Annotated in this window: 9 protein-coding genes and 1 pseudogene; 7 read left to right on the forward strand and 3 right to left on the reverse strand. The window is 73.4% G+C overall.

Annotated elements, in window-relative coordinates:
• The first annotated feature begins 76 nt into the window (after positions 1-76).
• Genes Sru02f_RS12045 through Sru02f_RS12055 form a run of 3 tightly spaced genes read left to right on the forward strand, consistent with a single transcriptional unit; the run spans position 77 to position 1,572 of the window.
• Positions 77-511: a roadblock/LC7 domain-containing protein gene (locus tag Sru02f_RS12045; protein WP_109034087.1), complete on the forward strand. Its 435-nt coding sequence runs from the start codon at positions 77-79 to the stop codon at positions 509-511.
• A 10-nt stretch (positions 512-521) separates the two neighbouring features.
• On the forward strand, positions 522-917 hold the full coding sequence (locus tag Sru02f_RS12050) for a DUF742 domain-containing protein (protein WP_003977426.1): 396 nt from the start codon (positions 522-524) through the stop codon (positions 915-917).
• Between the two features lie 49 nt (positions 918-966).
• A complete protein-coding gene (locus Sru02f_RS12055) occupies positions 967-1,572 on the forward strand; it encodes a GTP-binding protein (RefSeq protein WP_109034089.1) in 606 nt (201 codons plus the stop codon).
• A gap of 172 nt (positions 1,573-1,744) precedes the next feature.
• Here Sru02f_RS12055 and Sru02f_RS12060 read toward each other — a convergent pair.
• Positions 1,745-3,371 (reverse strand): annotated as a pseudogene (locus tag Sru02f_RS12060) (EAL domain-containing protein).
• 149 nt (positions 3,372-3,520) lie between these two features.
• On the opposite strand from Sru02f_RS12060, the gene Sru02f_RS12065 reads away from it, so the two are divergent.
• Together Sru02f_RS12065 and Sru02f_RS12070 are read left to right on the forward strand one after the other, a co-directional pair.
• Positions 3,521-4,339 carry a M15 family metallopeptidase gene (locus tag Sru02f_RS12065; RefSeq protein WP_109034091.1) on the forward strand — a complete coding sequence of 273 codons (819 nt, stop codon included), beginning with the start codon at positions 3,521-3,523 and terminating at the stop codon, positions 4,337-4,339.
• A 47-nt stretch (positions 4,340-4,386) separates the two neighbouring features.
• Positions 4,387-4,923: an NUDIX domain-containing protein gene (locus tag Sru02f_RS12070; RefSeq protein WP_109034093.1), complete on the forward strand. Its 537-nt coding sequence runs from the start codon at positions 4,387-4,389 to the stop codon at positions 4,921-4,923.
• On the opposite strand, the gene Sru02f_RS12075 is transcribed toward Sru02f_RS12070, so the two are convergent.
• The gene (locus Sru02f_RS12075) at positions 4,914-7,295 is read right to left on the reverse strand and encodes a glycoside hydrolase family 31 protein (RefSeq protein ID WP_109034095.1); all 2,382 of its coding nucleotides are present in this window, start codon (positions 7,293-7,295) and stop codon (positions 4,914-4,916) included. The genes Sru02f_RS12070 and Sru02f_RS12075 overlap by 10 nt on opposite strands.
• 213 nt (positions 7,296-7,508) lie before the next feature.
• Between Sru02f_RS12075 and Sru02f_RS12080 the strand changes: the two genes are divergently transcribed.
• Both Sru02f_RS12080 and Sru02f_RS12085 read left to right on the forward strand, forming a co-directional pair.
• A complete protein-coding gene (locus Sru02f_RS12080) occupies positions 7,509-9,485 on the forward strand; it encodes an acetoacetate--CoA ligase (RefSeq protein ID WP_109034097.1) in 1,977 nt (658 codons plus the stop codon).
• Positions 9,486-9,607: 122 nt separating this feature from the next.
• Positions 9,608-10,510, forward strand: a complete 903-nt coding sequence (locus Sru02f_RS12085) for a hypothetical protein (RefSeq protein WP_109034099.1) — start codon at positions 9,608-9,610, stop codon at positions 10,508-10,510.
• 72 nt (positions 10,511-10,582) lie between these two features.
• Here Sru02f_RS12085 and ptsP read toward each other — a convergent pair whose 3' ends face one another.
• Positions 10,583-12,253, reverse strand: coding sequence for a phosphoenolpyruvate--protein phosphotransferase (gene ptsP / locus Sru02f_RS12090; RefSeq protein WP_109034101.1), 1,671 nt, complete (start codon positions 12,251-12,253; stop codon positions 10,583-10,585).
• Between the last annotated feature and the right edge of the window lie 8 nt (positions 12,254-12,261).

Raw genomic sequence — 12,261 nt, forward strand, 5'->3', positions numbered from 1 at the left:
AGAACGCCACGGGTGACGACCCACCCGGCGGCACAGCACCATCAGCACCACGAGGAACGACAAAGGGGGACGGTCGATGACCGCACCGAAGGCGACCGGCCACACCGCGACCAAGTCCGGCGAGCTGAACTGGCTCCTCGACGACCTGGTGGACCGTGTCGCGAGCATCCGCAAGGCCGTCGTCCTGTCCGGCGACGGCCTGGCCACGGGCGTGTCCAAGGACCTGACCCGGGAGGACAGCGAGCATCTGGCCGCCGTGGCGTCCGGCTTCCACAGCCTCGCCAAGGGCGTGGGCCGGCACTTCGAGGCGGGCAGCGTCCGGCAGACCGTCGTCGAACTCGACGAAGCCTTCCTCTTCGTCACCGCCGCCGGCGACGGCAGCTGCCTGGCCGTCCTGTCCGACGCCGACTCGGACGTCGGACAGGTCGCCTACGAGATGACCCTGCTCGTCAAGCGGGTCGGCGTGCACCTGGGCACCGCGCCGCGCACCGATCCGCCCTCGGGCGGGTAAGTGGGATGACATGAGCGCAGACGGTCAGGGAAGAAACCACTGGTTCGACGACGAGGCCGGCCCCGTCGTCCGTCCGTACGCCATGACGCGCGGCCGCACCAGCAGTGCGGCCCAGCACCGCCTCGACCTGATCGCGGTGGTCGTCACGGAACCGCACGCGGACGATCCGGAGGCGGACGTCACCCTCTCCCCGGAGCACGTGGACATCGTCGGCCTGTGCCGCGACGCCCCGCAGTCGGTCGCCGAACTCGCCGCCGGACTCGACCTCCCCATCGGAGTCGTGCGGGTCCTGGTGGGCGACCTCGTGGACATCGAACTCGTCCACGTCAACCGGCCCGTGCCCCCGGCCGAACTGCCGGACGAGAACATTCTGCGCGACGTGATCAACGGGTTGAGGGCACTGTGAGCCGGCCCCCGGGCCCGCCGGGCGGCGGCAGGTTAAGGAGAAGAGACCGATGATCTTCGGGCGTTCCCAGCGCGGCAAGCCGCCGGTCGAGCCCGTCACGCTCAAGATCCTGGTGGCCGGCGGGTTCGGCGTGGGCAAGACCACCCTCGTCGGCGCGGTCAGCGAGATCAGGCCGCTGCGCACCGAGGAGCTGCTCACCGAGGCCGGGCGGCCCGTCGACGACGTCAGCGGGGTGGAGGGCAAGCACACCACCACGGTGGCCATGGACTTCGGGCGGATCACCCTGCGCGAGGACCTGGTGCTGTATCTCTTCGGCACCCCGGGCCAGGAGCGGTTCTGGTTCATGTGGGACGAGCTGTCCGAGGGCGCGCTGGGCGCCGTCGTGCTGGCCGACACCCGGCGCCTGGAGGACTGTTTCGCCGCCATCGACTACTTCGAGCGGCGCTCCATTCCGTTCGTGGTCGGCGTCAACTGCTTCGAGGGGTCGGCGCGCTACCCGGGCGAGACCGTCCGCCAGGCCCTGGACCTCGACGAGGACGTGCCCCTGGTGATGTGCGACGCCCGGGACCGGGAGTCGGTCAAGGAGGTCCTCATCGGCGTCGTCCAGCACGCGATGGCCCAGGCGGCGGACCGCCGCCGGGCCGTCCCGACCTGAGGGCCCCGCCGTCGGGCCGTCCCGACCTGATGGCCCCACCGCCGGACCGCCGCACGTCGCCGCCGGCCCGACACCGTACCTCTGAGACAACCCGCACGGAGGCCGCGGCCGGACCCGCACGGCCCCGCTCGGAACCGACGGCGCCCGCCTATCCGGTCGCTCAGCCGCCCGCTCAGCTGGCTGGCGCCGTCGTCCGGTCCGTGCCGCGCCGAACCTCGTGGCCCGGCGCGTCCGCCCTGCCCAGCACCCAGCTCGCCCCGCCCAACGCCTTCGCGGCCTTCTTCAGCGGCGCCAGGCGGGCCGCCGCCCGCCGGTGGTCGGGCACGCTGCCCGGCACGCACAGGACCGTCGCCAGGGACAGCGTGACGGGCCGCCCGCCGGCCGACCACGCCACATCCAGTACGGCGGCGGCCAGCGGCTCCACCCCCTCCGGGTCGCTCAGGACCAGGAAGTCGTCACCGCCGATGTGCCCGACACGGGTCTCCCCGCCGGCCGTGCGCAGCAGCGTCCGCCCGACCGACCGGATCAGCTCGTCGCCCGCGGCGAACCCGGCCCCGTCGTTGACCTGCTTGAAGTGGTCCACGTCGAGCCAGCTCAGGGCGACCGCCCGCCCGGCCGCGATCCGCCGGTCCACCTCGTCCGTGATCGCCTGCGAACCGGGCAGCCGCGTCAGCGGATTGAGCCCGGCCGCCTCCTCCACCCGGCTCTCCGCCAGCGCCCGCACCAGGTCCGAGAGCCGTACGACGCCCACACACCGCCCGCGCGCGTCCACCACGGCCACGTCGTCCGACGTACGGCTCGGACCACCGACGGCCACCACGTCCAGCACCTCCCACGCCGTCGCGTCGACGCCCACCGTCCGCGGCGGGTCGCCGAGCTTCGCGGCGGGCCGGTCGGCGTACAGGGCGTGCCCGTAGCGCCCCGACATCGACAGCAGGAAGCGGGAGCGGTGCACCGAGCGCACCGGAATCCCGTCCCGGTCCACGAGCAGCACCCCGGACACGTCCGGCGAACCGGTCAGCAGCGCCCGCACCCGCCCCGCCGAGGCCGTCGCCGGCAACAGCGCGGCCGGGCGCACGAACTGCCGTACCGGAGGTCCCGGCCGGGAAGTCGGCACGAGGCCGGGGGAGCCGGGCGGAACGTACACGTCCGCCGCGGGCAGCCGGGCGGGCGGCGCGAACAGCTCGCCCTGCGCCAACTGCGCCCCCGCCGACCGCGCCACGGCGCACTGCGCCTCCGTCTCCACGCCCTCGACGGCCAGCAGCGCCCCCGACTCGTCGCACAGCACCCGCATCGCCCGCACGGCCGCCGGCCGCGCCAGCAGCGACGCGTCGAGCTTCACCAGTTCCGGCGCCAGGTCCGCCAGCAGCCGCAACGGCGCGTCCCCGTCACCGACCCCGTCCGCCGAGATCCGGAACCCCTGCCCCCGCAGCACGCCCACCGCGTCGAGCAGGGCCCGCCGCGGCACGTGCGTGTACGGCGGGCACACGTCCAGCGTCACCTCCCACGGCAGCCGCCCCGCCTCGCGCACGGCGTCGTGCAGGGGGCTGGAGACCACCGAGGTCCGCGAGCGTGCCCGCGAACACGTTGACGTGCAGCGGCAGCAGCGTCTCCCGGCGCACCGCCGCGCGCAGCGCCGACACCGCCAGCCGGCCGTCGACTTCGGGATCGCGCCGCGCCTCGGCGAGCACGTCGCCGCTCTCCGGCCTGGCCAGTATCTCCAGCGCCGCGACCCCGCCGGTCATCAGGTTGACCACCGGTTGGAAGGCGAAGCGGAGAGTGTCCGTCCAGGAGCGCACGGGAGCAGGATGGCGCGGCAGGCTCCCCACCGGGCCCGGTTCACGCGACGTTCACGCAGGATTCCGGTGCGCTCACACGGCGTGTGCCCGGCGAGTCGCCGTACCGCCCACTTCCCTCCCGGAGCCCCGGCCTGATAAATGCAGGGGACATGACACGACTCTCCGCCGCCCTCCGCGGTCTGGCCACCGCCTTCGCCGCCCTGCTCGCCGTCAGCGCCGTCCCCGCCGCGTCCGCCACCGCGCAGACACGGCACGAGCCGAGGGCTCCAGAGGACTTCGTGGCCCTGCGCGGCGTCGACCCGACGATCATCGAGGAGATGCGCTACGTCACCGCGCACAACTTCGTCGGGGAGCGCGTCGACGGCTACCGGCAGCCCCTGTGCATCCTCACCCGCCCGGCGGCCGAAGCCCTCCACCTCGCCCAGACCCGGCTGCTGCGGCAGGGCTACTCCCTCAAGGTGTACGACTGCTACCGGCCCCAGCGCGCCGTCGACCACTTCGTGCGCTGGGCCGAAGACCTGGACGACCAGGACATGAAGGCCGAGTTCTACCCGGACGTCGACAAGACCCGCCTCTTCGCCGACGGCTACATCGCCGAGAAGTCCGGCCACAGCCGCGGCTCCACCGTGGACCTCACCCTCGTACGGCTCCCGGCCAGGCCCACCCGCCCGTACCACCCCGGGCAGCCCCTGGTGCCCTGTTTCGCCCCGAAGGACGAGCGCTTCCCCGACAACTCCGTCGACATGGGCACCGGATACGACTGCTTCGACACCCGCTCGCACACCCTCGACCCCCGCATCGAGGGCGTCCAGCGCGCCAACCGGCTGCTGCTCAAGGACACCCTGGAGGCGGTCGGTCTGGTGAACCTCCCCGAGGAATGGTGGCATTTCACCTACAAGCCCGAGCCCCACCCGGACACCTACTTCGACTTCCCGGTCTCCGCGAAGTCGCTCTGCGGCCGCCGCTGACCGGCCTGCCGGAGTCGTCCCCTCCGTCATCGGATACAGTCCGCCGCGTGTCCGAAAATGAAACCTCCGTTCCCAACTCCGCGCTCGGCTCCCACTGTTCGAGCTGCGGATCGCCCTACGGAGAGGGCGTCTCCGGCTGGCCCCGCACCTGTCCCGGGTGCGGCACCGTGGCCTACCGCAACCCGCTGCCGGTCGCGGTGGCCCTCCAGCCCGTGTACGACACGCAGGGCACCGCCCTGGTCGTCATCACCCGCACCGTGACCCCCGCGCGCGGGGGCGTCGCACTGCCCGGCGGCTACGTCGACGACCGGGAGGACTGGCGGCAGGCCGTCGTCCGCGAGCTCAAGGAGGAGACCGGCATCGACGCGGCGAGCCGCGACGTACGGCTCGCCGACGCCATGAGCTCGCCCGACGGCCACCTGCTGCTCTTCGGGCTGCTGCCCGAGCGGCCGGCCGAGGGCCTGCCGCCCTCCGCCGCCACGGACGAGACCGAGGGATGGCACCTCCTGCGCAGGTCGGAAGAGCTCGCCTTCCCGCTCCACACCAGGGCCGTACGCGCCTTCTTCGAGGGCCGCTACATCTGAGCCGGGCGCTCCGCGAGCCCACGGACGCGGACCGGGCAGGACGGCTCGCTCAGACCGTCCTCGCCCTCCCGCTCCACGACGACCCGCCGCCCCTCCCAGCGGGACACGTACCGTTCGATCTCCGGTTCCACCCAGCCGTCGCCCGCGTCCGGCACGACCAGTCCACCGCCGGTCCGCCCCCGCGCGGGCGCCCACACCTCGAGCTCCGGCCCGCCGTCCGCGCCCAGGACCGGAATCACCGCTCCCGCGCGCGCGAACACCGGGATGCGCGCCGACGGCGCGTCGACCAGCACCTGCGCCGGCCCTTCGTACGCCCGCTCGGTCGCCACGTCGTACCAGCGGCCCCGCGGCAACCGCACGGCACGCCGGTCCACCCCCGCCCCGAGCACCGGGGTCACCAGCAGACAGTCCCCCAGCAGAAACGCGTCCTCGCAGTCCCGCAACATCCGGTCCTCCGGCGTCGACCACCACAGGGGACGCGCACAGGGAGCACCCGTACGCCGGGCCAGGTGCGCCAACGTCACGGAGTACGGCAGCAGCCGCCGCCGCTCGACGAGCGCCACGCGCGCGTGCTCCAGCACCTCGGGCCCGAACTCCCACGGCTCCCGGTGCCCGCCCCGCGGCCCTGCGTGGGTGCGGAACAGTGGCAGGTACGTGGCCAGCTGCAACCACCGCAGATACAGCTCAGGGGACGGATCCCCCTCGGAGCCGCCCACATCAGGCCCCGAGAACGGCACCCCGCACAGCCCGAGCCCCAGCACCCGCGCCAGCGACGCCCGCAACCCCGGCCACCCCGTCGCCCCGGACCAGGCGCCGCCGTAGCGCTGCAGGCCGGCCCACCCGGAACGGGAGAGGACGAACGGCCGCTCGTCGGGGGCCAGCACCCGCAGCCCCTCGTAACCGGCCCGCGCCATGCACAGGGCGTAGACGTTGTGCGCCTCCCTGTGGTCACCGCCCCGGCCCTCCAGCGCATGCCGGGCCGACCGGGGCAGCGTCGACTCCCCGAAGGCGGCGAACGAGGTGGGCTCGTCCAGGTCGTGCCAGAAGCCGGTGAACCCCTGCCCGAGCCGCTCCTCGTAGAGCCCGCCCCACCACCCGCGCGCACGCGCGTGCGTGAAGTCCGGGAAGACCACGTCCCCCGGACGCCCCACACCCCGGACGACCGTCCCAGCCGCATCCCGCACGAACACGTCCCCGCGGCCGCCGCCGTCGTACACGAGGTTGCCGGGCGCGGCCCGGACCGCCGGCTCCACGGCGGACACCAGCCGGACCCCCTCCCTGCGCAGCTCCTCGGCGAGCACGGGCAGCTTCGGGAACCGCTCCTCGTCGACGGTGAACACCTGCCGGGCAGCGCCGTGCCCGATGCCCAGATGCACCGCGTCCAGGGGCAGATCCCGCTCTTGATGGCCGGCCACGACCCGCCTCAGATCCTGCTCGTCGCCCGAATCCCACAGCGCGTGATGATGACCGAGCGCCCACGCCGGCGGCAGCGCGGGCGCCCCGGTCAGCGACGCCCAGGCCAGCAGCACGCGCGCGGGGGTGCCCACCGTCACCCAGCACCGCAGCGGACCGCCGTCCATCCGCAGTACGCTCCGCCCCGGCCGGTCGTGCCCCGACCCGGCCCCCTCCTCGCCCTCCCGCAACGCCACCGTGCCGTCCCACGTGCTGTCGTGGAAGACCAGGTGCGTCCCGGCGTCCGCCACCACCAGCTGCACCGGCATCGTGATGGACGACGCGGACGACGCGTCCTCGGCGGCGGCGAAGGGCAGGCCGGGGCCGGTGTTCCACAGCCGGTACGTGCCATCGCGCAGCCGGGGCCCCGCGGACCGCCCACCGAGCCCGAAGAAGCGGGCGTCGGCCGCCACCTCCGCCCGCTGCGTCCAGCGGGCGGGACCGCCGTCGACCGGCTCCCACCAGCGGGGCGGCAGCTCACGGCGCAGGACCACACCCCCGGGCGTACGCACCTCCACCGCGCCGTGCCGGGACACGGCCACCGTGGCGCGCTCCGCCACCACCCGCCAACCGCCGTCCTTGTCCGGCTCCAGCACCGCCCGCGGATCCGGCTCCGGACAGCGGCCCGCCAACGCGTACGAAGGCTCGGGACCGGCCCCGTCCCACCCCCAGAACACCGCTCCGTTCACCGCCACGAGAACGCGCAGCTCCGAGCGGTCGAACCGGAGGACCCCGCCCCCGGGCCCCGGCTCCACCTCCCGCAGCGGACCCGGCACCCGCGCCCGCTCCGCACCCCGCGGCGGCAGCCCGGCCGCGTCGGCCCGCCGCCTGCGCCACGCCGCCCGTACCGTACGCAACCCCTGCGCCACCCCCACGGAACCGACCGTCTTCATCGAACGCACCAGGTCACGACCGTCCATGCTGCTCACCCTGCCATCGACCGCCGCGCCCGGAGGCGTCGTTCAACTGCCGTTCACCCGTGACCGGACCACATCTTCATGTCACCGACTATGTGGGGCGCGCCCTGGTGCGGAAGTCGATCACATGGCATCGTCCCTGTCAGCCGCGTCACGCGCACACCCCAGCCCGTGCGCGGAGGACGCACACGACGCGCACAGTCCGGGAGCCGCCCCATGCCGACCGAGAACCCACAGCCGCTCTGGCAGCCAGATGCGCAACGCATCACCCAGGCACGCATCACCAGGTTCCAGGCCTGGGCGGCCGAGCACCACGGAGCCCCCGCCGAGGGCGGATACGCCGCCCTGCACCGCTGGTCCGTCGACGAGCTGGACACCTTCTGGAAAGCCGTCACGGAGTGGTTCGACGTCCGCTTCTCCACCCCCTACGCGCGCGTGCTCGGCGACCGGACCATGCCCGGCGCCCAGTGGTTCCCGGGCGCCACGCTGAACTACGCCGAACACGCCCTGCGCGCGGCGGGCACCCGCCCGGACGAACCCGCCCTCCTGTACGTCGACGAGACCCACGAACCGGCCCCCGTCACCTGGGCAGAGCTGCGCCGCCAGGTCGCCTCCCTCGCCGCCGAACTTCGCGCCCTCGGCGTACGCCCCGGCGACCGCGTCAGCGGCTATCTCCCCAACATCCCGCAGGCCGTGGTCGCCCTGCTCGCCACGGCCGCCGTGGGCGGCGTCTGGACCTCCTGCGCGCCCGACTTCGGCGCCCGCAGCGTCCTGGACCGCTTCCAGCAGGTCGAACCCGTCGTCCTGTTCACCGTCGACGGCTACCGCTACGGGGGCAAGGAACACGACCGCCGCGACACCGTCGCCGAACTCCGCCGGGAACTGCCCACCCTCCGCGCGGTGATCCACATCCCGCTCCTCGGCACCGAGGCCCCGGACGGCGCGCTGGCCTGGGAGACCCTCACCGCCGCGGACGCCGAGCCCGTGTACGAGCAGGTGCCCTTCGACCACCCCCTGTGGGTGCTCTACTCCTCCGGCACCACCGGCCTGCCCAAGGCCATCGTCCAGTCCCAGGGCGGCATCCTCGTCGAGCACCTCAAACAACTCGGCCTGCACTGCGACCTCGGCCCCGGGGACCGCTTCTTCTGGTACACCTCGACCGGCTGGATGATGTGGAACTTCCTCGTCTCCGGCCTGCTCACCGGCACCACGATCGTCCTCTACGACGGCAGCCCCGGCTTCCCCGCCACCGACGCCCAGTGGCGCATCGCGGAACGCACCCGCGCCACCCTCTTCGGCACCTCCGCCGCCTACGTCATGGCCTGCCGCAAGGCCGACGTCCACCCGGCCCGCGACCTGGACCTCTCAGCGATCCAGTGCGTCGCCACCACCGGCTCCCCGCTCCCGCCCGACGGCTTCCGCTGGCTGCACGACGAATTCGCCGCGAACGGCTCCGAGCTGTGGATCGCCTCCGTCAGCGGCGGCACCGACGTGTGCTCCTGCTTCGCGGGCGCCGTCCCCACCCTCCCGGTCCACATCGGCGAACTCCAGGCGCCCGGCCTCGGCACCGACCTCCAGTCCTGGGACCCGAGCGGCAACCTCCTCACCGACGAGGTCGGCGAGCTGGTCGTCACCAACCCCATGCCCTCGATGCCGATCCGCTTCTGGAACGACCCCGACGGCAGCCGCTACCACGACAGCTACTTCGACACCTACCCCGGCGTCTGGCGGCACGGCGACTGGATCACCCTCACCTCCCGCGGCTCCGTCGTCATCCACGGCCGCTCCGACTCCACCCTCAACCGGCAGGGCGTCCGCATGGGCTCGGCCGACATCTACGAAGCCGTCGAGCGACTCCCCGAGATCAGGGAATCCCTCGTCATCGGCATCGAACAGCCCGACGGCGGCTACTGGATGCCGCTGTTCGTGCACCTGGCCCCCGGCGCCGCCCTCGACGACGCCCTCCTCGACCGCATCAAGCGGACCATCCGCGCCAACCTCTCCCCGCGCCACGTCCCCGACGAGGTCATTGAGGTCCCCGGCATCCCGCACACCCTCACCGGCAAACGCATCGAGGTCCCGGTCAAGCGCCTCCTCCAGGGCACCCCGCTCGACAAGGCCGTCAACCCCGGCTCCATCGACAACCTCGACCTGCTCCACTTCTACGAGGAACTCGCTCGCAAGCGCTCCTGACCAGCACACCGACAAGCCGGCCGCCCCGCACGGCGGCCGGCTCCCCGCGCCCGCCCGGCCCCGTTGTCAGTGCCGCCGATTACTGTGAGTGAGCATTGATCGACCGTGCACAGGGGGAAGAAATGGCGCAAACCAACCAGACCGACCACACCATGCGACGGGTCCTGCGCCGCGAGATCGCGGGCACCATCGGCCTGCTCGCCGACGAACACGACTTCCGCGCCATGCGGCGCTACCGCAGCTTCACCTTCCACGACCACACCGTCTACCTACGCCAGGTGGAATCCCTGCTCAGGACCCGCGCGGCACAGGGCACCCACACCACGGTCGCGCTCTTCGACCCGGAGGAGTACGCGGACTTCTGCACGGCGGCGGGCCTCGAAGCCGACGCCTCCGCCAGCCGCGCCCGCTTCACCGCAGAACTCGCCGCCCACGGCCCCACCGTGCCCTACGAGGGCCAGCCCCTCACCGACCTGCTCCCGGCCCTCGTCGACGAAGCCGTCCGCCAGGCCACCTGGGAGTACACGTCGACCCTCCTCGCCCGCCTCGGCGACTGCGCCACCTGCGGGGAGGACCTCGGCCGCGCCGCCTTCACCCGGGCCTCCGGACTCCTGCGCCGCGTCCTCGAAACGGCACCACCGGGCAGCCGGCACCTGGTCTGCAGCGTCTCCGGCCATCCGGAGGAGACCCTCGTCTCCGTCCTCCTCGTCGACGAGGAGACCGACGGCACCCCGCACATCGACGAGGCCGAGGCCCTGGAGTTCACCAGCGTCCTCGCTCTCGGCCTGGCGACGCACAGCCCCGGCGGACTCGTCATGCGGATCAGCGCCCCGGGCGGCCCCGACCGCATCCACGGCTGGAGCCTGCGCGGATACGGCCTCGAACCCCTCACCGCCGCCCAGGTCTTCGACGCCTACTGCACCGACGTCGAGTCCGGCGACCTCATCTCCCCGGAATCCAACGTCGACTACTGCGCACCTCCCGACCTCGGAGACGACCGGCTCCCACCGGGTCACCACCACTGAACGCGGGCGGGGCGCCCCACCCGAAGGTGGAACGCCCCGCACCACAGCCCGAGCAGCAGGCCGCACCCGGCCCTACTCGCCGGACAGCACCGCCTGCGCGGCGTTCCGCGCCTCCTCGGCGCTGTCCGCCGCCCGGGCGGCGGCCGCGGCCCGCTCGCACTGCGCCAGCGTGAACTTGGCCAGCGTCGCCCGCACGTAAGGCAGCGACGCCGCACCCATGGACAGGGAGGTGACACCCAGACCGGTCAGCACACACGCCAGCAGCGGATCCGAAGCGGCCTCGCCACAGACACCGCAGCTCTTGCCCTCGGCCTTCGCCGCCTCGGCCGACAGCGCGACCAGGTCGAGCAGAGCCGGCTGCCACGGGTCCTGCAGCCGCGACACCGCGCCCACCTGACGGTCGGCGGCGAAGGTGTACTGCGCGAGGTCGTTCGTCCCCAGCGACAGGAACTCCACCTCCTGCAGCACCGAGCGCGCCCGCAGCGCGGCCGACGGGATCTCCACCATCGCGCCGAACTTCGCCCGCAGCCCGGCCTCGCGGCAGGCGTCGGCGAACGCCTTGGCATCCGCCCGGTCCGCCACCATCGGTGCCATGACCTCGAGATAGACCGGCAGCCCCTCCGCCGCCTTCGCCAGCGCGGTCAGCTGCGTCCGCAGCACGTCCGGGTGGTCGAGCAGCGTCCGCAGACCGCGCACGCCGAGCGCGGGGTTCGGCTCGTCGCCCGGGGTGAGGAAGTCCAGCGGCTTGTCGGCGCCGGCGTCCAGCACCCGCACGACGACCCGGCCTTCCGGGAACGCCTCCAGCACCTGGCGGTAGGCGGTGATCTGCTTCTCCTCCGACGGGGCGTTCGCGCTGTCGTCGAGGAAGAGGAACTCGGTCCGGAACAGGCCGACACCCTCGGCGCCGGCCTCGACCGCCGCGGGCACGTCGGCGGGACCACCGATGTTCGCCAGCAGCGGCACCTTGTGACCGTCCGAGGTCGCACCGGGACCCGTGGCGGCGGCCAGCGCGGCCTTGCGCTCGGCGGCCTCGGCCGCCAGCCGTGCCTTCTTCTCCTCAGCGGGGTTCACGAAGATCTCACCGGTGCTTCCGTCCACCGCCACGACGGTGCCCTCGGGAATCTCACCGGCGCCCGGCAGGGCCACGACGGCGGGCACGCCGAGCGCCCGCGCGAGAATCGCGCTGTGGCTGGTCGGCCCGCCCTCCTCGGTGACGAAGCCCAGGACGAGCGTCGGATCGAGCAGCGCGGTGTCGGCAGGCGCCAGGTCCCGCGCGATGAGGACGTAGGGCTCGTCGCTGTCCGGAACGCCCGGCATCGGGACCCCGAGCAGACGGGCGACGATACGATTCCGCACGTCGTCGAGGTCCGCCACGCGGCCGGCCAGGTACTCGCCGGCACCGGCCAGCAGGGCCCGGTAGGCGGCGAAGGCGTCGTACACGGCACGCTCGGCCGTGCTCCCGACGGTGATCCGCCGCTCGACGTCGGCCAGCAGTTCCGGGTCCTGGGCCATCATGGCCTGCGCCTCGAGCACGGCCTGCGCCTCGCCCCCGGCCAGGTTGCCGCGCGCCATCAGGTCGGCCGCCACAGCTTCCACCGCCTTGCGGGCGCGCCCCTGCTCACGCTCCGCGTCCTCGGCCGGAATCTGCTTCGCCGGCGGTTCCAGGACCGCCGTCCCCATGTGCCGAACCTCGCCGATCGCCACACCGTGGCTCACACCGACGCCTCGCAGCGTTGTCTCCATCTCACCCG

Origin of the sequence: Streptomyces rubrogriseus (genome assembly GCF_027947575.1) — a bacterium.
Taxonomy (GTDB): domain Bacteria; phylum Actinomycetota; class Actinomycetes; order Streptomycetales; family Streptomycetaceae; genus Streptomyces; species Streptomyces rubrogriseus.

Excerpts from the sequence above, each read along its gene's own strand:
- Sru02f_RS12075 (WP_109034095.1), bottom strand. The coding sequence starts at position 7,295 with ATGGACGGTCGTGACCTGGTGCGTTCGATGAAGACGGTCGGTTCCGTG.
- Sru02f_RS12055 (WP_109034089.1), top strand. The coding sequence starts at position 967 with ATGATCTTCGGGCGTTCCCAGCGCGGCAAGCCGCCGGTCGAGCCCGTC.
- Sru02f_RS12085 (WP_109034099.1), top strand. The coding sequence starts at position 9,608 with ATGGCGCAAACCAACCAGACCGACCACACCATGCGACGGGTCCTGCGC.
- Sru02f_RS12080 (WP_109034097.1), top strand. The coding sequence starts at position 7,509 with ATGCCGACCGAGAACCCACAGCCGCTCTGGCAGCCAGATGCGCAACGC.
- Sru02f_RS12065 (WP_109034091.1), top strand. The coding sequence starts at position 3,521 with ATGACACGACTCTCCGCCGCCCTCCGCGGTCTGGCCACCGCCTTCGCC.
- ptsP (WP_109034101.1), bottom strand. The coding sequence starts at position 12,253 with ATGGAGACAACGCTGCGAGGCGTCGGTGTGAGCCACGGTGTGGCGATC.
- Sru02f_RS12050 (WP_003977426.1), top strand. The coding sequence starts at position 522 with ATGAGCGCAGACGGTCAGGGAAGAAACCACTGGTTCGACGACGAGGCC.
- Sru02f_RS12045 (WP_109034087.1), top strand. The coding sequence starts at position 77 with ATGACCGCACCGAAGGCGACCGGCCACACCGCGACCAAGTCCGGCGAG.